The sequence below is a fragment of the Alkalihalophilus marmarensis DSM 21297 genome (assembly GCF_000474275.2).
GTDB lineage: Bacteria > Bacillota > Bacilli > Bacillales > Bacillaceae_D > Alkalihalophilus > Alkalihalophilus marmarensis.
The window spans coordinates 1-21,786 of sequence record NZ_ATAE01000032.1; the positions used below are offsets into that span (position 1 = coordinate 1).

23 protein-coding genes and 1 pseudogene are annotated in these 21,786 nt (G+C 40.0%); 5 read left to right on the forward strand and 19 right to left on the reverse strand.

The window, feature by feature from the left end; all coding sequences use genetic code 11:
- Nucleotides 1-97 precede the first annotated feature (97 nt).
- The 15 genes and pseudogenes from A33I_RS11490 to ctaG form a co-directional block, all read right to left on the reverse strand.
- The gene (locus tag A33I_RS11490) at nt 98-304 is read right to left on the reverse strand and encodes a hypothetical protein (RefSeq protein WP_022628569.1); all 207 of its coding nucleotides are present in this window, start codon (nt 302-304) and stop codon (nt 98-100) included.
- A 5-nt stretch (nt 305-309) separates the two neighbouring features.
- Nucleotides 310-1,059, reverse strand: a complete 750-nt coding sequence (locus tag A33I_RS11495) for an NAD-dependent epimerase/dehydratase family protein (protein ID WP_022628570.1) — start codon at nt 1,057-1,059, stop codon at nt 310-312.
- 29 nt (nt 1,060-1,088) lie between these two features.
- Entirely contained in the window at nt 1,089-1,835 is a 747-nt protein-coding gene (locus A33I_RS11500; protein WP_022628571.1) for an alpha/beta fold hydrolase, read from the reverse strand.
- Between the two features lie 176 nt (nt 1,836-2,011).
- Entirely contained in the window at nt 2,012-2,191 is a 180-nt protein-coding gene (locus A33I_RS11505; RefSeq protein ID WP_022628572.1) for a YjzC family protein, read from the reverse strand.
- A 65-nt stretch (nt 2,192-2,256) separates the two neighbouring features.
- A complete protein-coding gene (argF, locus tag A33I_RS11510; RefSeq protein ID WP_022628573.1) occupies nt 2,257-3,213 on the reverse strand; it encodes an ornithine carbamoyltransferase in 957 nt (318 codons plus the stop codon).
- Between the two features lie 24 nt (nt 3,214-3,237).
- Nucleotides 3,238-6,384 (reverse strand): carbamoyl phosphate synthase large subunit, encoded by a 3,147-nt coding sequence (locus A33I_RS11515; RefSeq protein WP_022628574.1) that lies wholly within the window; start codon nt 6,382-6,384, stop codon nt 3,238-3,240.
- Nucleotides 6,377-7,456: a carbamoyl phosphate synthase small subunit gene (locus tag A33I_RS11520; RefSeq protein ID WP_022628575.1), complete on the reverse strand. Its 1,080-nt coding sequence runs from the start codon at nt 7,454-7,456 to the stop codon at nt 6,377-6,379. Before A33I_RS11520 ends, A33I_RS11515 begins: the two co-directional genes overlap by 8 nt.
- A 91-nt stretch (nt 7,457-7,547) precedes the next feature.
- Nucleotides 7,548-8,705: an acetylornithine transaminase gene (locus tag A33I_RS11525; protein ID WP_022628576.1), complete on the reverse strand. Its 1,158-nt coding sequence runs from the start codon at nt 8,703-8,705 to the stop codon at nt 7,548-7,550.
- A 13-nt stretch (nt 8,706-8,718) separates the two neighbouring features.
- Nucleotides 8,719-9,504 carry an acetylglutamate kinase gene (argB, locus tag A33I_RS11530; RefSeq protein ID WP_022628577.1) on the reverse strand — a complete coding sequence of 262 codons (786 nt, stop codon included), beginning with the start codon at nt 9,502-9,504 and terminating at the stop codon, nt 8,719-8,721.
- 13 nt (nt 9,505-9,517) lie between these two features.
- Nucleotides 9,518-10,753 (reverse strand): bifunctional glutamate N-acetyltransferase/amino-acid acetyltransferase ArgJ, encoded by a 1,236-nt coding sequence (argJ, locus tag A33I_RS11535; protein ID WP_022628578.1) that lies wholly within the window; start codon nt 10,751-10,753, stop codon nt 9,518-9,520.
- A 13-nt stretch (nt 10,754-10,766) separates the two neighbouring features.
- Nucleotides 10,767-11,804, reverse strand: coding sequence for an N-acetyl-gamma-glutamyl-phosphate reductase (gene argC, locus A33I_RS11540; protein WP_022628579.1), 1,038 nt, complete (start codon nt 11,802-11,804; stop codon nt 10,767-10,769).
- 156 nt (nt 11,805-11,960) lie between these two features.
- Nucleotides 11,961-12,275: pseudogene (locus A33I_RS11545) on the reverse strand (redoxin domain-containing protein); the annotation flags it as partial.
- Nucleotides 12,276-12,293: 18 nt separating this feature from the next.
- Complete coding sequence (locus A33I_RS11550) at nt 12,294-12,491, reverse strand: hypothetical protein (protein WP_012959784.1); 198 nt, start codon at nt 12,489-12,491, stop codon at nt 12,294-12,296.
- 125 nt (nt 12,492-12,616) lie between these two features.
- On the reverse strand, nt 12,617-13,207 hold the full coding sequence (locus A33I_RS11555) for an SCO family protein (RefSeq protein ID WP_022628581.1): 591 nt from the start codon (nt 13,205-13,207) through the stop codon (nt 12,617-12,619).
- A gap of 18 nt (nt 13,208-13,225) precedes the next feature.
- The gene (gene ctaG / locus A33I_RS11560) at nt 13,226-14,146 is read right to left on the reverse strand and encodes a cytochrome c oxidase assembly factor CtaG (protein ID WP_022628582.1); all 921 of its coding nucleotides are present in this window, start codon (nt 14,144-14,146) and stop codon (nt 13,226-13,228) included.
- A gap of 146 nt (nt 14,147-14,292) precedes the next feature.
- Here ctaG and A33I_RS11565 point away from each other — a divergent pair, with 146 nt between their 5' ends.
- The 5 genes from A33I_RS11565 to A33I_RS11580 all read left to right on the forward strand — a co-directional run bounded on the left by A33I_RS11565 (nt 14,293) and on the right by A33I_RS11580 (nt 16,930).
- On the forward strand, nt 14,293-15,102 hold the full coding sequence (locus A33I_RS11565) for a Cof-type HAD-IIB family hydrolase (protein ID WP_022628583.1): 810 nt from the start codon (nt 14,293-14,295) through the stop codon (nt 15,100-15,102).
- A 71-nt stretch (nt 15,103-15,173) separates the two neighbouring features.
- Nucleotides 15,174-15,311 (forward strand): hypothetical protein, encoded by a 138-nt coding sequence (locus A33I_RS20890; protein ID WP_012959788.1) that lies wholly within the window; start codon nt 15,174-15,176, stop codon nt 15,309-15,311.
- Nucleotides 15,311-15,538 carry a DUF3813 domain-containing protein gene (locus tag A33I_RS11570; RefSeq protein WP_012959789.1) on the forward strand — a complete coding sequence of 76 codons (228 nt, stop codon included), beginning with the start codon at nt 15,311-15,313 and terminating at the stop codon, nt 15,536-15,538. The genes A33I_RS20890 and A33I_RS11570 overlap by 1 nt, the downstream gene beginning before the upstream one ends.
- 178 nt (nt 15,539-15,716) lie before the next feature.
- A complete protein-coding gene (locus tag A33I_RS11575; RefSeq protein WP_012959790.1) occupies nt 15,717-16,172 on the forward strand; it encodes a GNAT family N-acetyltransferase in 456 nt (151 codons plus the stop codon).
- Nucleotides 16,173-16,330: 158 nt separating this feature from the next.
- The gene (locus A33I_RS11580; protein ID WP_022628585.1) at nt 16,331-16,930 is read left to right on the forward strand and encodes a hypothetical protein; all 600 of its coding nucleotides are present in this window, start codon (nt 16,331-16,333) and stop codon (nt 16,928-16,930) included.
- A 152-nt stretch (nt 16,931-17,082) separates the two neighbouring features.
- On the opposite strand, the gene A33I_RS11585 is transcribed toward A33I_RS11580, so the two are convergent.
- The 4 genes from A33I_RS11585 to A33I_RS11600 all read right to left on the reverse strand — a co-directional run bounded on the left by A33I_RS11585 (nt 17,083) and on the right by A33I_RS11600 (nt 21,768).
- Nucleotides 17,083-18,531: a carbon starvation CstA family protein gene (locus A33I_RS11585; RefSeq protein ID WP_022628586.1), complete on the reverse strand. Its 1,449-nt coding sequence runs from the start codon at nt 18,529-18,531 to the stop codon at nt 17,083-17,085.
- A 158-nt stretch (nt 18,532-18,689) separates the two neighbouring features.
- A complete protein-coding gene (locus tag A33I_RS11590) occupies nt 18,690-19,424 on the reverse strand; it encodes a LytR/AlgR family response regulator transcription factor (protein WP_022628587.1) in 735 nt (244 codons plus the stop codon).
- Nucleotides 19,417-21,165 (reverse strand): sensor histidine kinase, encoded by a 1,749-nt coding sequence (locus tag A33I_RS11595; protein WP_022628588.1) that lies wholly within the window; start codon nt 21,163-21,165, stop codon nt 19,417-19,419. The genes A33I_RS11590 and A33I_RS11595 overlap by 8 nt, the downstream gene beginning before the upstream one ends.
- 36 nt (nt 21,166-21,201) lie before the next feature.
- Nucleotides 21,202-21,768, reverse strand: coding sequence for a helix-turn-helix domain-containing protein (locus A33I_RS11600; protein ID WP_022628589.1), 567 nt, complete (start codon nt 21,766-21,768; stop codon nt 21,202-21,204).
- Nucleotides 21,769-21,786 lie beyond the last annotated feature (18 nt).

The window sequence follows — 21,786 nt, forward strand, 5'->3', positions numbered from 1 at the left end:
GGCTATGTACTTACCGCTACAGGGTCGTACTCGGGACTTTCACCCGTTAGAGTTCGCCCATGCTGGGCGAACAAAAAAAAGACCCCTATAGAGTCTTCTACGACATTCGCTTATGAGCGGTCCATTTTCGGTAAAGAAACTCTGCTGCAAAGCCTAAGACTAACCCTCCTATAACACTTATTCCATCTGAGAAGCCAACTACATTTGTTCCTATATAAAAAAACATCAAGGTGACCACACCAAAAATGATGATCCCGATTAACGATCGACTCCACTCCGATTTATTCCATTCCGATTTAGCCACTTACTTTAGTCACTTCCTTTTAAAAGATCAAGTTGTTTTTGCCATTGTTTCATATGTTCTTTGCATTTTGCAACTCCCGCCTCAATCTCCACCTCAGGCATATATCCGATCTCCTCTGCCTTTTCAATTCCAGAGGAGGATCGGTTTTCTGTTTGATAAAATGACTTTTTTTGATTGAGTTCATAATAAGTTGGCAAATAAATGACCTCATTTTTTTTAGAGCTTTTAGCAGCCAATACTAACCCTTTTACGGCGTCTTTTATATACAATGAACTCTCATCAACATCTAGAAGCCCTTCGCAATGCCAAGGTCCATATAGATTAGGCAGCTCTACGATTTTATAAGCTGATATCAGCCTCATGTATGGTTTAATTTCAGCTTCAATATTAACCAGCTTCGGTTGATCGTTAATGGCAGTATAAATCGGGTAGATGAACGTACATCGAGGTGAGAGATTGTTCATCAATAAATTTAGGATTCTCTTTTCCTCTTCAAGCGCTGTGCTTTCAAGGGGAGTCATATGAAAACAAACATCAAGATCCTTCCATTTGTCTTTTTCCAAATCCTCTATCGTAGTTTTAAACAGATGAAAAAGCGCATTCCTGCCTATTCTTAATTCCATCTCTTCTTGTTCTAACGCACGCTTCTCATCATGTTGATCTATGCCGATGACTTCAATTCCTTGTTCTAATAATTCATTGCAGAGATGAAAACCGGCAAACCCTAATGCTCCCGTTACACATACTTTTTTCATCAAACCCCTCCTTATCCAATTTATCCACGCTACAAGTTGATTTCATGCTTTTTAAAAAATCGACAAGCAGGGTCTATATAAGATGAAAAGGTCTTCCCACCCCCATGTAAGCTAAGGGTTACCTGCATTTCTTTATCTTGTGCCACAAGAGTGAAAGGCCTGCTATGTTGATCAAAAGGAAAACGCTTGTGCAGAACATCATGAATAATATGGATAGGCGGGTATTGATTAGTTCTATTAAATTCATTTTGATCTATAGATAAGGAAAGAGCTGCCGCGTCTTCTTCCATACTATGTGCTTGTGCAAATTCCCGAATAAATCGTTTATAATATAATTTATTATGTTCTTCTTGTTTAGCAAAAGCAAGAAGATCAAGACAAGGATTAATATATAATACAGACCTTATTAATTCAGGTCTTCTTTTAATAAGTAATTGTGAGACTAAGGCACCGCTTCCCTCTGCAATAAGGTGAATTTTCTTATTTAATAAAGCCCTTTTATATATAAGATGGTATAACTGTTCGCTGTAATCCACAGCGCGCTTGCTCCCCCAATGCCTTCCAAATAGCTGGGAAGTAAAGATGGTATAGCCTTCTTTTATTAAAGCCTGGATAAAAAGGAACCTCTCAGGATGTTGGTGCCATATACTTGATGATTCTTCAACGCTTTTTGGGTGATCTCCTATTATAAATACAGCAAACCCATTGGGCTGCCGAGGAAAAAAGAGGAGGTTCCACTGATTTTCAATTTTAAAGAATGTCTCATCTACTGACATTTTTCGCCTCTCCCCTCCCTAATCATATGATCTAAACACTTTTAAATAAGTGTTCATTACTTATTACCCTATGCATATGTTAGGAAAAACGGAATGAGTCAAATGAGGATATTCTTTTTCAAAAAAAGCAGCAGGCATGAATTCACATCATGCTTGCTGCTTTTTGTAACTTTTTCTTATGGTTTCCTTTTTTGAGTCCATTTGCGGTTATGGTTTGAATTTTCCGGGAATGTGTCTCCCGCTTTAAGCTTTACGGATTTAGGGTTCTGTACCATACTCCCTGTTTCACCAATTTCAACATAAATCCCGTTATTCGGTGCTTTTTGACCGTGATCAAATTGTCTATTCTGCCCCATCATGGATCCCTCCTTTAGGTTTAGAATTTCCATATTGAGAAGAATCATGAGCCAAGAACAATATTTTATGAAAGCAGGGAGGCTAAAATTGCTTTTTGAGCATGCAGTCTATTTTCTGCCTGATCATAAATAACAGAATTCCCGCCATCAATTACTTCACTAGTCACTTCTTCACCGCGATGCGCCGGCAGACAATGCAGAAATAAATAATCTGGTTTTGCATAAGCTGCTAACGCCTCGTTCACTTGAAAAGGAGTAAACACTTCCATTCTTGCCGCTTGCTCAGCTTCATACCCCATGCTCGCCCATACATCTGTGTAAATCACATCAGCATCATTAACAGCATAAGCAGGGTCATTGGTCTGCGATAAGATGGCTCCAGTTTCTTTGGCTGCTTCAACAGCTTGATTAAAAATGTCTTGATTGACCTCATACCCTTCAGGCGTTGCAATGGCTACATCCATCCCCGCTTTTGCACCGGCTGCCAAAAGAGAATGGGCCACATTATTCCCGTCTCCAACATAGGCCATCTTTATTTTCCCTTGATTTGGTTTATGCTCTTTAATGGTTAAAAGATCTGCAAGCGCCTGGCATGGATGAAACGCATCAGTCAGCGCATTGATTACCGGAACATCTGCATGAGCTGCTAGTTCTTCGACCATTTCATGGGAGTTTGTACGAATCATGATCGCATCTACATAGCGTGACAAAACTTTAGCTGTATCCATGATCGGTTCACCACGGCCAATCTGAAGATCTTTTGGGCTCAAAAACAACGCATGCCCTCCTAATTGAGTCATTCCTACTTCAAATGATACCCTTGTTCTTGTAGAAGAATTCTCAAAGATCATTCCTAACGATTTCCCGCTAAGTAATGGCTGAATTGATTTTTCTTTTGCACGAGCTTTAAGCTGCATAGCTGTTTCTAGTAACTGATTGACTTCTTCTGGAGTATAATCCAATAACGTAAGAAAATCTCTTCCTTTGATTGATGTCTTGCTCTCTATTGTTTGGTTGCTCACATCCAACACACCTTCACATGATTATTATACTAATTCTTTCGTTCTTGTTCTCCATTCTTGAATCGACAGTAAATGATCGCAACAAGGTTTATTTCCTTTTAAAAACGCTTCTAATGTCGTTAATTCTGTTATAACATTTACACGCTGCTTCAATGCTTCGATTCGTTTATCCATTCCTGTTTTAAATCCTGGCTTAGGCAGGCTGATTAGAAGAGCTGCCCCGTCAGATTGTATCCATTCACTAAATCCCTCTTCTTCGATCGTGAACCCTTCTGCTTCTAATTGTTGCTTGTAGCGATCAAGCTCACTGCTATACATCTCATCGACCTCAATAAAAACAGAACGGTTTACTGTGTTCGATACTGAAGTTCCCATATCCAATGCTTCAAATGTCTTCTTAAATGCCTCATTTAAATCTGAACTAATGCTGATTAATTCACCTGTCGATTTCATTTCGGCTTCAAGAATAGGGTCAACTCCTGAGAGCTTTTGATAAGAAAACACCGGTGCTTTTACTGTATAAAAGCCTGGAATCTCTCCATAACCATTATGTGAGGTAACCTCAGCTAAGGATTTACCTAATAAGAGATGAATTGTATATTCAATTAAATTTTCACCATTGATTTTGCTTAAAATAGGTACCGTTCTTGATGCTCTCGGATTAATCTCGATAACATAAAGACTTTCCTCAAACAAAACAAACTGAACATTAAATATGCCTCTAAGGTCCATTCCTTTTGCCATTTTACTCGTGTAAGTTAAGATTAATTCTTTGACTTCATCAGACACAGAAAAAGATGGTGTGACAGCTATGCTGTCACCTGAGTGCACTCCTGCTTTTTCGATTTGTTCAAATAAGCCTGCAATATAGATATCGTTTCCGTCTGTTAAAACGTCTACCTCTAGCTCCACTCCAGGATAATAAGCATCAATTAACAGCGGGTAAGTTAGATCATGTTGTTTTGAGTCTAGAACCTCTTCTAACTCTTGTTTTGACGTAGCAATCATCATGCCCTGACCGCCAATAACATACGACGGTCTAACTAAAACAGGGTAACCAATCTCGCTTGCTTTCTCTATCGCATCTGATTTGTGTTCTGCCGTCACACCAGGAATGTGAGGCACATCTACCTGATTCATGAACTCATAAAATTTCCCTCTGTCTTCAAGTTGATCAATCGTTTCTGTTTTCGTGCCATAAATGTGAATACCTGCGTCCTCCAAGCCTTCAACTAATGAGATCGCGGTCTGCCCTCCAAGCCCGACTACCACTCCTTCAGGCTCTTCTATGTCAATTATATTGAGCACATCTTCTACTGTAAGCGGCTCAAAATATAAACGGTCAGCCGTGGCATAATCGGTGCTGACAGTCTCTGGATTATTGTTAATAATAATCGCTTCATACCCTAATTGATGCAGACTTTTTGCCCCGTGAACCGAACAATAATCAAATTCAATCCCTTGACCAATACGGATAGGTCCAGACCCAAGAATGATAATTTTCTTTTTATCCTGTGTGATCTCTACGTCTCCTTCACCGCTCCAGCTAGAGTAATAATAAGAGGTGGAAGCCGTAAATTCTCCAGCACATGTATCAACCATTTTATAAGCAGGAGTGACGCCCAACCCTTTTCTTTTTTGACGAATAGCAAGCTCAGATACTCCCCATTGTTTTGCGAGCCACTGATCTTGGAATCCATTCACTTTATAAACATGCATCTTCTCCTTTGTTACAGCTTCGAGCGTTTGTTTTGAAATGTCTTTTTCTATATCCACGAGATGGAGAAAAGCCCGTAAGAAGAAGTGGTTAATTTGTGTTTCATGATGAATTTCTTCGACTGTAACCCCTTTTCTAAGTAAATCCATAATCGCAAAAAAGCGGCGATCGTCGGCTTTCTTAACTATTTGCCATAACTCTTGATCATTCAAGGATTTCAAGCTTGGCAAACTAAGCCCTTCTACTTTAATTTCAAGCGACCTAACAGCTTTCTGAATACCTGCTTCAAGATTTCTCTCGATTGCCATAACTTCACCAGTGGCCTTCATCTGCGTACCAAGCTGTCGCTCTGCTTGAGTCAGCTTATCAAACGGCCAGCGTGGAAATTTGACGACTACATAATCTAGAGCGGGTTCAAAGCTTGCATACGTATGTCCAGTTACTGGGTTGATTAGTTCATGCAGCTGATAACCAATGCTTAACTTCGCTGCCATTCTTGCAATCGGATAACCGGTTGCCTTAGAAGCCAAAGCAGACGAACGGCTGACTCGAGGGTTCACTTCAATTAAGTAGTATCTTTTACTATACGGATCGAGAGCAAATTGAATGTTACATCCTCCGACAATCCCAAGCGCACGAATGATTTTCACAGATACAGAACGCAGCATTTGATATTCAACATCCGTTAAGGTCTGTGAGGGTGCCACTACCATTGAGTCACCCGTGTGAATCCCAACAGGATCGATATTTTCCATATTACAGATTGTAATGCACGTATCATTTTCATCACGCATGACTTCATATTCAATTTCTTTAAAGCCAGCAATGCTTTTCTCTACTAAGCATTGATTAATCGGGCTAAGAGCGAGCCCTCCTTTAATAATGCGCAGAAGTTCAGCCTCGTTTTCTGCAATTCCACCTCCTGCGCCCCCAAGGGTATAGGCTGGTCTTACAATAATTGGGTAGCCTACGCTTTCGGCGAATTGAAGCGCGCCATCAATAGTTGTTACAATGTCACTTTCTGGGACTGGTTCGTTCAATTCATGCATTAATGCACGAAACTCTTCTCGGTCTTCTCCTTTTTTGATCGATTCAATTGGAGTTCCGAGTAATTGAACGTCTAACTCTTCTAAGATCCCTTTATCATGAAGAGCTAAAGCTAAATTTAGCCCCGTTTGACCTCCTAGTGTGGCTAAAATCCCATCAGGCTGTTCTTTTTGTATAATCTTTTTAATGCTTTCAACCGTCAACGGCTCAAAATAGACGACATCTGCACAAGCTTCATCAGTCATAACTGTTGCTGGATTATTATTAACTAGGATTACTTTTATTCCTTCTTCTTTTAATGCAAGGCATGCTTGTGTACCTGCATAATCAAACTCTGCCGCCTGGCCGATCACAATTGGACCAGAACCAATAACGAGCACAGATTGTATCTGTTCTTGTTTAGGCATACGTCTTCTCTCTCCCTTTCTTATGAACCATCTGCATAAAATCATTGAAATAATGAGCACTGTCACTTGGGCCCGGATGAGCCTCTGGATGAAATTGAAGGGTCATAACAGCCCATTCATTATGGATTAACCCTTCAATTGATGAATCATTTATATTCATGAATTTCGGACTAAAACCTGTCTGAATTAAGGAATCTTCCTTTACTACGTAGCTATGATTTTGCGATGTCATGTACACTTTATTTGTCATGCAGTCAATCACCGGCTGATTTGCTCCCCGATGACCAAAACGCAGCTTCTCTGTGTCAGCGCCAAATGCCAGCGCAAGCAGCTGATGGCCTAAGCAGATTCCCATGGTAGGAAATGTCATAGCCAGCTTTTTTATAGAAGGCAGCAAATGGACTAAACGTTTTGGGTTACCAGGTCCATTAGATAACAGCACTCCATCAGGCTTAAGTGCTTCAACCTCTTCAAACGTTGAGTGAAAAGGCATAATCGTCACTTTACAATCAAGATTAAGAAGGTGATCAATAATTGATTTCTTATACCCATAATCCATCACAACAATATGGGTATCACCGCTTCCTAGCCGCATTGGTTTGGTGACAGATACGTCCGCAACGACATCTTGATCAGCTAAATTAGGGATTAATTCGAAATCAACCTCTTTTAAGTCAGTTGTTAAGATCGCCCTCATATCACCTTTTTCACGAATACGTTTTACAATCGCTCGTGTGTCCACCCCCGTTAAGAGCGGGATTTCTGCTTTGGCGCAGCTTGTAGTAAGGTTATCTTCGGAATCATAGTGATACCCCTCATCACTAAGCTTGTGAACAATGAGGGCAGCTGCCTGAGAGCTTCTGCTTTCATTATCCACAGCATTCACACCATAATTTCCTATTAACGGATACGTAAACACGACCATTTGCCCTTTAAATGACGGATCAGTCATCACTTCCTGATAACCCGTCATCCCTGTAAAAAAGACGATTTCTCCATGTACATGCTTTTGATCTCCTGCAAGCTCTCCTTCAAAAATTTCCCCGGTTTCAAGTACAATGTAGCCTTTCATCAACTAATCCCTCCACATCCATCGAATGAATATTCTTTATATAGTATTTTTATACATTCTTTTTCTAAAAAAAGAGCATTACGCAGCTTACCTATTGAGTCAATAGTGTACTTGATTTAAACACATTTTTTACTGCTTCTAAAGCTTGTTCTAATTGCTCATTTGTTACAACTAATGGCGGTAAAAGACGCAAAACATTCGGTCCAGCTTGCAATACGAGAAGCTTTTGCTCTCTTAATGCAGCAACTAATGGCGCTACTTCATGCTTGCATTCAATCCCTATCATCAGCCCTTTTCCACGTACATCAACGATCTCATCGACTTCCTTGCTGAAATCTTTCAGTTCATTGATGACCCATTTCCCTTTATTCGTAACATCTTCTAATAAGTTCTCTGCCACAACTTCTTTTAATACCGCATTCACTGCTGCCATCGCTAGCGGATTTCCGCCAAACGTTGACCCATGACTGCCGGCTTGAAAGTAAGGCGTTAAATGTTCTTTACCAAGCATTGCTCCAACAGGAAAACCATTTCCGAGTCCTTTTGCAGCAGTAATGATATCTGGTGATAAGCCGTATTGTTCGTAAGCAAACAACGTGCCTGTTCTGCCGATTCCCGTTTGAACTTCATCGATAATAAGCAAGCATCCGTGCATTTCAGTCACTTCTTTTAACTTATCAGCAAAAGCTTGAGTCATTGGAGTAACCCCGCCTTCCCCTTGGATGACTTCAACCATAATCGCAGCCACTTCAGGATTAACGGCATCGCTTAGGGCATTCTCATCATTGTAAGGAAGATACTCAAATTCAGATAGAAGCGGTCCATAGCCTTCATGAACTTTTGATTGGCCCGTAGCTGACATGCTTCCTATTGTCCGGCCATGAAACGACTGATGAAAGCTAAGAATTTTATGTTTGCCTGTTGCTTTCCTGGCGAGCTTGATCGCCGCTTCATTCGCTTCTGCCCCGCTGTTACAAAAGAATACTTTATCTAGAACGCTGTAATCAGTCAGTGTTTTTGCAGCTTGTTCTTGTTGTTTAATTTGAAATAGATTGGACACATGCCATAAACTCTCGACTTGTTCTTTCACTGCTTGATTAACTTTTGGATGACAGTGACCTAGATTACAAACAGCAATACCAGCTACAAAATCGAGATAAGTCACACCAGAGCTATCAACTAATAGAGCTCCCTCTCCACTTACTGGTTCTAGCTGCCACCTAGCATATGTAGGAAATAAAGCACTCATTCTTATCTCTCCTCTACATCACCGGCTGATTGCTTAGTGATTTTGAAATTTTTGTTCCTATTAGATCTCCATTAAATAATGATTGATCTGATTTCCCGTTCATGATTGTTACTGATTGCACATTTCCCGTTAAGCTTTTCATAGCGGCTTTTACTTTAGGAATCATCCCGCCATATACCGTACCTTCTTCAATCAATTGATCAACTTCTTCACAGGTTGCAGATTCTATCAAATCACCATTTTTTAAGATACCGTCCACATCTGTTACAAATACTAGCTCTTCTGCTTGAGTAGCTCTAGCAATCGCCGCCGCTGCACTATCTGCATTTACATTATAGTGGTGACCTTCTTCATTCATTCCAATTGGAGCTATCACAGGAACGAGATGTTGGTCGAGTAATTGATAAATAAGGTCCGTATTAATTTGTACAGGTTCTCCTACAAAACCTAAGTTCTCCTCATCCACTGCCTCAACTTTCATCAGTCCGCCGTCTAAGCCTGATAACCCGACAGCTAATGTATCAGCTAGTTGAACTTTGGTAACCAGCGCTTTATTTACCTTGCCGCAAAGAACCATCTCAACTGCCTGCAAAACATCGAGAGTAGTCTTTCTTAACCCATTTACAAACGTAGATTCGATGTTTAATTGATTCAGAGTTTGATTGATGTGGGGTCCTCCGCCATGAACGATGATCACTTTCTTACCGCTTTTCACTAAATCGGTAATTGTGTTAAAAAATGATGGGGTTAACTGATCAAGTGTACTTCCGCCGCATTTAATGACGATAAGATCTTTCATAACAGCTTCCTCCTTATGTCCGGTATCCAGCATTAATTCTGACGTATTCATACGTTAAATCACAGCCCCAAGCTTTGCCGAACCCTTCTCCGACATGAAGGTCTACTGAAATAATGACTGTATCATTTTCCTTCATATAAGCGGTCGCTTCTTCTTCAGAAAAAGCTAATGGACTGCTTGACTCCAACGTCTTAATCGGGCCAATTCCGATATCAATGGTATCTGGATTAATGTCACATTCACTGTAACCGATCGCGCAAATAATCCGTCCCCAATTGGCATCTGTTCCGTACACCGCTGATTTAACTAAGTCAGAACCGACAATTTGTTTGGCAATTTTCCCAGCTTCCTCATCATTTTTAGCCCCATTTACTTGAACTTCAATTAATTTAGACGCTCCTTCACCGTCACGGGCGATCAATTTTGATAAATCCTCACATGCTGCTTCTAATGCTTGATAGAAAGCATCCCAATCCGGGTGGCTTGGAGTGAGCGGCTGATTGTTTGCAAGGCCCGAAGCCATTACTACGACCATATCATTTGTTGATGTGTCTCCGTCGACAGTGATGCGGTTAAAGGTCTTATTCGTAATGGAAGACAGCGCTGCTTGCAGGATATCATGTTCAATATTGGCATCAGTCGTAATAAAGGAAAGCATCGTTGCCATATTAGGGTGAATCATCCCAGAGCCTTTAGCTACCCCCCCGATTGATATACACTCCCCATCAATCGATGTTTGATAACATGTATGTTTCTGAATCGTATCCGTCGTTAAAATGGCTTGATTAAACGCATAAGCTGCTTCTTTTGTTGAACTTGGTACAAGTTGGGTAATACCCTTTTCAATTTTATCCATTTGTAAAAATTCACCAATGACACCAGTTGAAGTGACAGCTACTAGATGATCTTCAATCCCAAAGTGTACAGCGGATAAATGACGCATTTTATAAGCATCCTCTAACCCTTTCTGACCAGTACAAGCATTTGCATTACCGCTGTTAACAACAAGTGCTTGGATTTTGCCGTCTTTTTGAATACTTTCCTGCGTTACTTTTAACGGTGCTGCCTGCATTTTATTCAATGTATATACAGCAGCTGCACTGCAAGGAACGTCGCTGAAAATCGCACCCAGGTCATTTCTTTTTCTCTTAACCCCAGTGTGAACTCCAACAGCACTAAAGCCTTTTGGCGTTGTAATACCGCCTTCATCTATTTTTGATATGTGAACCTCTTTACTTAGTACACTCACTTCATCCACCCCTTTATGGATAGGTTGGCACCACATTAAGACCTGTTGCTTCATCCCATCCGTTCATAATGTTCCAGTTTTGAATCGCTTGCCCTGAAGCCCCTTTTACCACATTATCAATCACGGAAATGACTGTTATTCTATTTGTTCGTTCGTCATAACCGATCCCGATATCACAAAAGTTGCTTCCATATACTTCTTTTGTTGCTGGGTATGACCCAGCTGGCCTTATTCGAACAAAACGGCTCTCTTTATACGTTTCTTCGTATAATCCTCTGAGCTCTGCTTCTGACGTAGGTTTGATGGAGACTCCATACATCGTTGCCATAATTCCTCTAACCATAGGAACAAGATGAGGCTGGAATGTAATAGCGCCTGCCTTATCATTCCAAGACTTCAATACTTGCTCGATTTCAGGAATATGCTTGTGGGTATTCACTTGATAAGCTTTAAAATTCTCATTCATCTCACTAAAATGGGTCATTAGGCTTGGCGTACGGCCAGCACCAGATGTCCCTGACTTCGCATCAATAATAATTGAGTTTGGATCGATCAACCCTTCTTTAATAAGCGGAGCAAGCCCTAATAAAATCGCAGTAGGGTAACAGCCTGGGTTAGCAATGATATCAGCTTCTTTTATCTGGGCCTGATTCCATTCCGATAGTCCGTATACCGCTTGATTTAAGAGATTACTAGATGCAGAAGGGCGCTTATACCAAGCGGTGTAAGTATCAGGATCTTCTAATCGCAAGTCTCCTGACAAGTCGATGACTTGAGCGCCGTATTGAGCTAATAATGCAGTCAATTCACTTGATACCCCAGGAGGAGTAGCTAGAAAAACAATATCTACTTCACTTGCGATCTTTTGTGCATCAAGTTCTTCTAATTTTTGTTCATACATTGCTGTTAAATGAGGATAAGATTCATGAATATGCAAATCCTGTTTTGAAGATGTATACGTGATGATTTCTTCTGCCTCGGGATGCTGCCATAACAGGCGCAGCAGATCGGCTCCACCATAACCTGTAGCACCAATAATTCCAACCTTCACAATTCAACTCTCCATTTCCGCTTCTCGCATTTATCTTGTTTCCCATTATAAGTATGAATAAAAATAAATTCAACTGTATTTTTATTTTATTTTTCATTTATCTAAATTTTCTTCTTTAGACAACAAAAAAACGCGGCATCTAACCGCGCTTCTCTGTTAATTATTTAATTCTTCCAGCTGTTCGTGAATACGTTCAGCTGTCTCTTCAATTTGTTCGCCCCATAAATCATTGATTTCATGATAAACATAAGCACCATTTTCATCAAGGATACTTACCCCGCGATAAGACATTTCATCATTTTTCATGTTGACTTCTTCAAGCACTTCAAATGATTGGTCTGTTAAAAACGAGTACGTAAAAGCACCAGCTTCTTTTAATCGGTTATGATTATCAGGGCTGTCTACGCTAATAGCATATAGATCTGCATCAATATCATCAAATAAATGAATATTCTCCTGCAACTGAACTAGTTGCTGCTGACAGAGTCCTCAACCAACTTCAGTGAAGTGAAATAGCACAGTAGCACGATCTTTATTAGTTAGAGAAACTTCTTGATTATCCTCATTAATAAGAGAAAGTTCACCGCTTGGCTCTCCATCTTCCTCTGTACCGCAAGCTTGCAGCATAAGGGCAATCGCAGCCACAATAAGTAATAAAAGTGAACGGCGTTTTATCCAGTTTTTCATTTTTTCACCTCCACTTACAATCAATTTGAGTTACTCACTAGTAGAAGCTTATGAAAAAGGCTTTGATGAGTCAACTAATCTGTTTGCCAAACACTTTATTTAGTTAACCGTCTTACTTAACCGTTTTAGTTAACCGTCGCCTTTAAATCTTTTACAATTTCAGTTTGGTCGCTTTGCAGTCCATCATATTTTCTAATCACATTTCCTTCTGGGTCTACTAAGTAAAAGCTTGTACTATGCATAATCTCATCACTATCTTCTACATCTTGTACAATCGCAGCGAACGCTTCCTTTGAAAGCTCAGCTATTTCCTCTTGCGAATAGCCAGTTAAAAAATTCCAGTAGTTAAAGTCAGCTCCGACATTCGTTCCGTACTTATGAAGAACCTCTGGGGTATCTTGTTTAGGATCTACTGTAAATGAAATGAATTTCATTTCTTTCCCTTCTGCAATCATCGCATCTTGAAGGCGCTGCATATTAGGAGTCATTGTCGGACAAACAGACGGACATTGGGTGAAAATCATCGTAGCAAGCCAGTAGTCACCTTCAAGATCGCTATTACCAAACGGTTCTCCATCTTGATTTGTAAATTCAAATTCAGGCATTTCCAGATTACCGCCTGAAATATCATATTCGGAGTTTCCTCCCATACCATAAATCCAGCCGCAGCCAGATAAAAAGAACATGCTTATTAAAACGACGATCCATTTCTTCATTTTTTATCCTCTTTCACATTATGATTTTGGAACAGGAATATCACTGATTGTTAATGCTCCGTCTTGCTGCTTCTCTTTTTTCAGCCATTGCTTAAATACGTACCCAATCGTGAAGCCATACGTAATTTCTTGCATGATCTTCATTAGAACCCCTGCAAGCTGCTGGTCCATTCTCGTTTCTAAAAAGGCAAATGAGTTCGGCCCGCTAAACACCGACATCGGCACATCTGCACCGGCCGGCAGACAATAAGCCATCACAGAAGCCCAGACGCTAGGGTCTGTATAGGTTTGATAAAGCGGTTCTGGGGCAAAAATAATTAATGCACACGCTGGTGTAATGAGAATACCATTTGCAAAAATATAGCCAATTCTTCTTAGGTCTGATAACTGTGATGTAGAAGGAACCGGCGCTAACATATGCCACCACATTAACGTTGCTGCAATAAATAGAACTTGCTGATACAAACTATGAAGGATCTCTGATTGCATCAACGTGTCAAACATAAATGGGACATGATACAATGAAAAAAGTCCGTTAAATAAGAATAAAGCCATGATTGGGCTCCATATGATTTTAAAGACCGGCCCTAGAGCTGTGTGCTTAAATTTATTAATAAGAGCTGTAAACATCCATTGAGGCGTGCCAAGCAGCATTAGAGGTACAGCTACAAAATAGGCAAAAACCATTTGCGTCATATGGAAAGTAATCATAATATGCCCAGCTACATACAGTGGACTTCCCCATCCAACATATAAAGCAATCAAACCAAGGGAAAAGTATATTTTCTTTCTCAAAGGAACAACTTCTGCATCCTTAAAACGGACACGCCCTTTGGTTACAATATAAAAATAAATCGCACCAACTATTAAAAGTACAACAATTAACTCTGGAGTCCATAATGCACGCGCTCCAAAGTTAGTAAATAATGTCTCCATCATGCGCTTCCTCCTTTATGGAGAGTAATGTAATTCATACAGCATGTACTGTATACATAAATACTATATCATATAATGCAACGAGATTTTTTGGAGGAATAAGGACATTTTGTTACCTAATTTAGTAATAGATAAAAGGAGAGATAACTTTGTCTAATCAACATCTAATTGCCCTAGACCTTGACGGAACACTGCTTACTGATCAAAAAACCATTTCTTCCCGATCAAAGGAAGTAATAAACAAAGCAAGAGATGCAGGTCATATCGTAGTCATTTCAACCGGACGCCCTTACCGTGCGAGCATGCAGTATTATCATGAACTGCAGCTAGATACAGCCATTGTTAACTTTAACGGCGCTTTTACGCATCATCCGAAAGATTCAAGCTTTGGCACCTATCATTCACCTCTTGACCTAAACACGGCTAAGACAGTAATTGAAACATGCGAAGCATTTGATGTCAGCAATATCATGGTAGAAGTGATTGATGACTTTTATCTTCGTTACTTTGATAAAGTTTTTGTTGATACGTTTACAGCAGGGTCAAGTCCTGTTGATCATGGTAATTTACTTCATATCTTGCGGGATGATCCTACAGCTATTCTCATCCATCCAAATGAACGTAATGAAAAACAATTGCGTGATCTAATTAAAGATGCGCATGCAGAAGTGATTGATCAACGAACATGGGGAGCACCTTGGAATGTAATTGAGATTGTTAAGGCTGGTATGAACAAAGCGGTCGGCCTGAAGAAAGTGTCTGACTTTTACGGTATTCCACGTGATCGAATTATTGCCTTTGGTGATGAAGATAATGACTTTGAGATGATTGAATTTGCAGGTCAAGGAGTCGCTATGGAAAATGGGATTGATGCGTTAAAAAACCTGGCAAATGCGACAACTAAGTCAAATGAGGAAGATGGCATTGCCTTATATTTAGAAGAAGCACTAAATCTCTAAAACCACTGCATGTTCACCTTTACGTTTGGACAACTTATTAGTGAATCCCATTGTCCAAAGGAGAGATGAACATGAGCAAACATTCTAGATCAAAGCGTGCAATCCAGCAAGGTAAGGATGCGGTACAGCCTGCAAATGAAACAGAAGGTTTACCAAGTATGAAGCAAAGAGAACAATCCAACCAGCGTAATCAGCGAGGTGAGCAGTAATGGGAAATATGCTGTATCAAGAAGCTCGCGAAGCTGTTGCACGTGCAGAGTTATTAGCTCTTGCAGCTGAAACAGATATTCAAAGGGAAGCTGTTCAAAAAGAAATTCAACGTGCTAAAAATGCACTGAATTCCGCGTTTCATAATTCCTCAATGGCAGAACAAGAGCAGCTTGGCCACATGCAAACTCAACTGCAAAACATTACGTCTATGGGGCAGTTTGAATAACAAATAACAGATCGCTTTATGAATGAAGGCCATTCGAAGGTTTAAACTTTGAATGGCCGTTTTTATTTAACACAATCAACCAGCTAGGTATCTACTATTCTCCTACCTTCTTTTATGTTACGCTATAATGGATAATGTATATGGTCAAACACGTATAATTGTGCAGGGGGAGCAAAACATGGTTAAGGTTTATGAAATACCCAAGAGTGCAGATAGTGAAACGCAGCACAGAATAGCGGACCTTTTAATGGGTCAAGTAGATTCTATGTGGGCTGAAGATCCGTATAAGCAGCTTCTATCTTCCATTCATTTAACGTTACAAGAAGGGTCTAAGGCTCATATTTTTGTAGCTGAAAAGGATGATACACTGGTTGGAGCGGCATTTTTTAATGTTGGAATCAGTATGGATAAGGGCGGCCACTATATTTGGCTGAATGATCTTTATGTTCATAAGGAACATCGTAATCAAGGAATCGCAAAAAAACTGCTTTTAAAGATTATTTACTGGGCTGAAAATGAGAATATTAAAGGGATTGAGCTAGAAACAGGAATTAATAACGAAGCTACCAAAGCCCTTTATAATTCATTAGGCTTTTATGATATTGTCTCTAAACGATATGGATTTAGATTTTAAACTGATGGGATACACTCCCATCAGTTTTTTTGTTTCTGTGCCCATGCCCATTTATTTGAGAAACTAGGCGAATTGCTTCTTTTTTCTGACTATTAAACATATGATGTAGCAACCTTACAAATTGGTTATCGTAAGCCCGCAAAGGAGTGTGGACGATAATGAGAGAAGCGTTTGTTGATGTTGAATTTTCAGATGTATACATTGAACTAACTAAGCCAGCACTCCATCAATTTATCAAGAGAATGATGAGTCACCATTATTCGCTGTTTTGGCGATACGACTCTAAGACGATTTATTTAATGATCGAACTTGAGGACTCCGTTCACGAACTTCCCTTCATACGTAACACTGAATTTTTAACCCTATCCGCTGAGTGTCTTCACATTTATGATGACGTCCTTGCCAGTGCCCTTGAAAAACTACTTCAACGCGAACGCGGAAATGCGATTGTCAAACGTGTTACAGAAGGTCCCCTCTACATTACGTCGTATCAAGCCGGTGACATTGAATCTATGATAGAAATTGATGGGAGTGAAAAAGTGATGATGAACAGAAATGGATCTATGATTCAATACAAAGATGATGGTAAATCCCTAGAGCCCAAAACTATTTTTAATATGATGAACTTAGAGATTGATTATGTCCTAATGGAACTGCATGAAGCCCTGCTCGATGCTGATGAATCGCAAATTGAATCGCATAAAAGAAGACTAAAGAAGCTTTTGCAAAGACGTGAACAAGTAGAACAGCTGCTCTAGACTCTTACTAAGCTGCTTTGACAAAGCCTGACAACTTTATCCGCTGTTTTTGACAGCGAAAAAAGCAAGCACATCTAAACATGGTGCTTGCATTTTTTCGGGACCTACCGGGACCACTAATCGGGACCTAATAGGAACATCTGCTCAAGATATTATGCCGCTGCTCTTTTCTCCTCGGCTGGCTCATCAATTTCAATATTCATCCCAAGACGCTTTTTGGCTGCCTTTGTGAATAAGGTTATAACAACAGCTGTGCCTGCCGCCGCAACCATATAAGAAACCTCAATTGATAATCCGAATCCAATTTGCGCATTGGCAATATACGTGAACGTGACCATCGTCATAAACGCTGCTGGAATACTTGCAATCCAATGTAATTTACGAGCTAAAATAAGATACATTGCACCAACCCACAGAGCAATCATTGCCGTTGACTGATTGGCCCAAGAGAAATAACGCCATAAAATATCAAAGTTAATGGTTGTTAAATACATAGAGATCGCAAACATCGGAATAGCGATATAAAAACGATTCATCACTTTCTTTTGTCCAATTTTAAAGTAGTCTGCAATAATCATACGTGCACTACGGAAAGCTGTATCACCTGAAGTGATAGGAAGAACAATGACACCAATGATAGCAAGTGTTCCTCCAATTGCCCCAAGCATCGTAATAGAGATTTCAGTTACCACTGCACCAGGACCTCCTGCTGCAAGAAGAGCACTTAAATCTGTGCCATGGAACAAACTCATTGCAGCCGCTGCCCAAATCATTGCAATGATGGCTTCTGTAATCATCATCCCATAAAAAATGCTGCGGCCGTTTTTCTCACGCATCGTGGTACGTGAGATAATAGGTGACTGAGTCGCATGGAAACCAGATAAAGCCCCACATGAAATCGTTAAGAACAATAAAGGAAAAATCATTAAGCCCTCAGGATGCATGTTTGTTAATGTTAATTCAGGAATCGGTGCCCCTGTTACGATCAAGCTTCCCCCAATACCTAAAGCACTAATTAATAGTAACGCTCCTAAAATCGGGTAAACACGTCCAATAACTTTATCAATTGGAAGCATTGTCGCAATAATATAGTAAACAAAAATGGCAGCTACAATCATCCCTAAAGTGACCCATCCTGGTGTGATATTATCAATTAATGAAGCTGGAGCACTAACAAATACCGTTCCAACCAGCAATAATAATAAAACCGAGAAGGCGTTTACAATATGTTTCATTGCTTTCCCTAAAAATTTACCAGCAAGCTCAGGTAAGTGAGCTCCTTTATTACGAATCGAAATCATTCCTGTTAAATAATCATGTACAGCCCCGGCAAAGATCGCCCCTAGTACAATCCATAAAAAAGCTACCGGTCCATACAACGCTCCCATAATAGGACCAAAGATTGGACCTACTCCAGCGATATTCAAAAGCTGAATAAGAGAATTACGTTTTGTACCCATCGGAACATAGTCTACACCGTCCTGCTCTGAGTAAGCTGGTGTAGGGCGATCAGGCTTCACTCCAAAGATCCGCTCCACAAACTTGCCATATGTGAAATAACCTATAATTAGAAGAATAATTGATATTGCAAACGTTATCATTTTTGCTCACCTCTTTAGGTTTTCTTGAAGCTATTGTATCAGCTTGTATCCCTATAGAGCATGTAAGCGGTTTAAAATGTCGAATATTGTGAGTGAGATGTATATTTTTAAGGGTAAAACGCATCTCACTCCGATAACTTTGTAACTTTCCGAATGATTTATAACTCAAATTTCTCCCTTAATGCCCTCACATATGTTCTGCTTGCAGGAATCTCTTCTTTCACTCCCTTAAGCTTAATTTGATAAGCTCCATTGAACCAAGGAATGAGACCGGCAATCTCTGCGGCGTTTACGAGATAACTTTTATGTGTTTGAACAAATGGATACCCGGCTAACTTTTGCTTTAAGTCCTTTAAAGGGGTTCTCAGCCTGTACTCTTTTTCTATGGTTCTAATGACCGTGTCTCTTTCTTCTCTTGCCATGTATATAATCGTGTTCGGGTCGATATAGCTGATCTCTTCATTATCCTCTACAGCAAGCCTAGTAAGCCTGCTCTCTATAGTCCGCTCATCAGACTCTTTATCATCCGTTTGGTCTCTATACCTGCTTAACGCCTCTCTTAGTTCCTCCTCATCGAACGGTTTTAATAAGTAGTCAAAAGCTTGTACTCGGAATGCTTTTGCTGCATATTGTTCATGAGCCGTAGCAAAAATCACTTTCGGTTTCTTTTTTAATTTAGTTAAAGAGGAAGCAAGCTCCAGACCATTTATTTTAGGCATGTCTATATCCAGAAAAACAAGGTCAGGCTCTTTGTTCATTATGGAGACTAATCCAGATTGAGCATCAGTGCAGCGATCAATAACCTCAATATCTTTATGCTCACTCAAAAGATGACTGAGCTCATCCCTGCTGTGCGGTTCATCATCTATAATCATCGTTTTAATTTTAGTCATTAGGCTCGTCCCTCTCTTGATTTATACATAAAGTAAACGTGGCTCCCTGCTCTACCTCACTCTTAACCTTAATCTCAAAATCGCTTCCATACATCATTTCAAGTCTTCTTTTCATATTGTATAAACCAATTCCTGTCCCAACTTCAGATTGAACAGGCCGAGTAAAGAGTTCTTTCTGCCTCTGTGCAGATATTCCGACCCCGCTATCTTCAACATCTATGCACACAAAGTGCTCATGTTGATACACACGGATGAAAAGCGTGCAATGTCCCACTTTATCCTTCAACCCATGTTTCATCGCATTTTCCACTAAAGGCTGCAAGGTCATTGGAGGGACTGTAACATGCATAAGAGAGTCTGATACTTCGTAATAGACCTCCAATCGATCACTGAACCTTGCCTGTTCAATCTGTAAATAAGCCTTCACATGGTTTAATTCCTCTTTTATCGTTGCCTCTTTGGCATGGATTCCAGTTAAGTTCTGCCTAAAAAACTTAGATAAGGATATAAGCAGCTTTCTTGCCTTGTTTGGATCCGTTCTTATTAATGCGACAATCGTATTAAGAGCATTAAATAAAAAATGAGGATTGACTTGTGCTTCTAGTGCATTAATTTCTGCTTGTTTTGCGAATTTTAACTGATCATCTGCATAAGCCAACTGTAATTGCTGACTTAATAATTCAGCTAATCCCTTTGCCAGCTCGATCGTAGTAGGAGTTCTTTCTTTTTCTGATTTAAAATACAGCTTTAACGTACCAACCGGCTTCTCATTTTGGATCAGCGGGGCAATAATGGCTGAATGATGTGGTTCTCGTACATTTAAACCTTCCATATCCCTTGCATCAGCAAGCTTCCATTCCCCAGTTTTTAATACTTCTTTTGTGGCTTTCGTTTTAATTTCTTGTTTTTCATTCCCATTTTCCTCGCCTACATAAGCGAGCACCGTTTGGTGGTTTGTGATCGAAACTGCTGCAACCTTAATCTCTTTAAATAAAATATGACATGCTGCTTTAGCAGAGCTCTCATTGAGCCCCTTGCGCATATACTTTAACGTTTGATTAGCCAGCTTAAACGAACGTTCTGCTTGAAGCTTCCCCATTCTTTCTTCTTCGTTTATCACATTTCTAATAATTAAGATGAAAATAGCCGTACCGATTCCATTTGCAATAATCATTGGTATGCCAATGCTTGAGACCAGCGCCCAAGCAGCCGAGAAAGGCTTTGCAATAAGCAGTATAATCAACATTTGAACAGCTTCAGCTAGCATTCCTATTAATAAGGCATTCTTCCACGTGACCATCCGATGATTACGGTATTTTTTATAGAAATATCCCGCAATTAAACCTGCTAAGACTGTAGAAATCGCACAAGCCAAAGCAGAGAATCCTCCAAGGGTGTAACGATGAATACCGGCAATCAACCCCGCGCCGATACCTACCTTCCACCCACCTAAGAGTCCAGCAACAACAATGCCGATCACCCTCGCATTGGCAATGGCTTCATCATCAGTTAAAGAAAGCGTCCACCTCGTGTAGACCCCTTCCTCAGCATTGATGGTTAAACCTGTATAAGTGCCGATGATGCCAAACAAACCGAACATCAAAATAAAGTGAAGGCGTTGAATCGACGAAACATTTTTTTCTTCAATAATATTACGGACAAAACGGAAGCGAGTAACTAAGAAGGCAACTGTTACAATGATTCCGAGCCGCTCTAGCATGACTAATAACAATTCCCACATAACACTCACTTCCTTTCATCTGCTTAACCTATCAACTTATTTTGGCGGGTAGTAGATCAGCATCGTTACGATACACTCATCCTCCACATCTGTATTTTTATAGGCATGAACTTCATCTGCTTTAAAATGAATCGCTTGTCCCTTTTTTAACTGATAAAGCTGACTCCCTACCGTTAACTCTAAATTCCCCTCTTCTACCACTAAATACTCTTCTACTCCTTTTTGATGAGGTTCTGATACATATGAACTGTCCTTAGCTAATGAGAATGAGAATAATTCAAATGGCTTATGTAGAGGTTTTGGAAACAGAGGATACACTTTAAACGCTTCATCGTGGCCTGTAAGTGGTTCTATCTCTTCTTTTTTCACCACGGTCACTGTGTCCTGTTCTTCCTCAAGAAAAGATGTAAATGAAACATTCAACCCTTTAGCAATTTTCCATAAAGTCCCTACCGTAGGATTCGATTCACCTCTTTCGATTTGACCTAGCATCGGTTTACTAACAGTTGTAACTTGCGCCAATTGATCGAGGCTGTATCCTTGCTCTACTCTTAAAGCCTTTAAACGAACTCCAATTAATTTCGATAACTGTTCCTTCTCCATCAAAAATCTCCTTGTGCA

Coding starts and splice junctions, on each gene's coding strand:
- A33I_RS11495 (WP_022628570.1), bottom strand. CDS start 1,059: ATGAAAAAAGTATGTGTAACGGGAGCATTAGGGTTTGCCGGTTTTCAT.
- A33I_RS11500 (WP_022628571.1), bottom strand. CDS start 1,835: ATGTCAGTAGATGAGACATTCTTTAAAATTGAAAATCAGTGGAACCTC.
- A33I_RS11505 (WP_022628572.1), bottom strand. CDS start 2,191: ATGGGGCAGAATAGACAATTTGATCACGGTCAAAAAGCACCGAATAAC.
- A33I_RS11515 (WP_022628574.1), bottom strand. CDS start 6,384: ATGCCTAAACAAGAACAGATACAATCTGTGCTCGTTATTGGTTCTGGT.
- A33I_RS11520 (WP_022628575.1), bottom strand. CDS start 7,456: ATGAAAGGCTACATTGTACTTGAAACCGGGGAAATTTTTGAAGGAGAG.
- A33I_RS11525 (WP_022628576.1), bottom strand. CDS start 8,705: ATGAGTGCTTTATTTCCTACATATGCTAGGTGGCAGCTAGAACCAGTA.
- argB (WP_022628577.1), bottom strand. CDS start 9,504: ATGAAAGATCTTATCGTCATTAAATGCGGCGGAAGTACACTTGATCAG.
- A33I_RS11550 (WP_012959784.1), bottom strand. CDS start 12,491: ATGAAAAACTGGATAAAACGCCGTTCACTTTTATTACTTATTGTGGCT.
- A33I_RS11555 (WP_022628581.1), bottom strand. CDS start 13,207: ATGAAGAAATGGATCGTCGTTTTAATAAGCATGTTCTTTTTATCTGGC.
- ctaG (WP_022628582.1), bottom strand. CDS start 14,146: ATGATGGAGACATTATTTACTAACTTTGGAGCGCGTGCATTATGGACT.
- A33I_RS20890 (WP_012959788.1), top strand. CDS start 15,174: ATGAGCAAACATTCTAGATCAAAGCGTGCAATCCAGCAAGGTAAGGAT.
- A33I_RS11570 (WP_012959789.1), top strand. CDS start 15,311: ATGGGAAATATGCTGTATCAAGAAGCTCGCGAAGCTGTTGCACGTGCA.
- A33I_RS11575 (WP_012959790.1), top strand. CDS start 15,717: ATGGTTAAGGTTTATGAAATACCCAAGAGTGCAGATAGTGAAACGCAG.
- A33I_RS11580 (WP_022628585.1), top strand. CDS start 16,331: ATGAGAGAAGCGTTTGTTGATGTTGAATTTTCAGATGTATACATTGAA.
- A33I_RS11585 (WP_022628586.1), bottom strand. CDS start 18,531: ATGATAACGTTTGCAATATCAATTATTCTTCTAATTATAGGTTATTTC.
- A33I_RS11590 (WP_022628587.1), bottom strand. CDS start 19,424: ATGACTAAAATTAAAACGATGATTATAGATGATGAACCGCACAGCAGG.
- A33I_RS11595 (WP_022628588.1), bottom strand. CDS start 21,165: ATGTGGGAATTGTTATTAGTCATGCTAGAGCGGCTCGGAATCATTGTA.
- A33I_RS11600 (WP_022628589.1), bottom strand. CDS start 21,768: ATGGAGAAGGAACAGTTATCGAAATTAATTGGAGTTCGTTTAAAGGCT.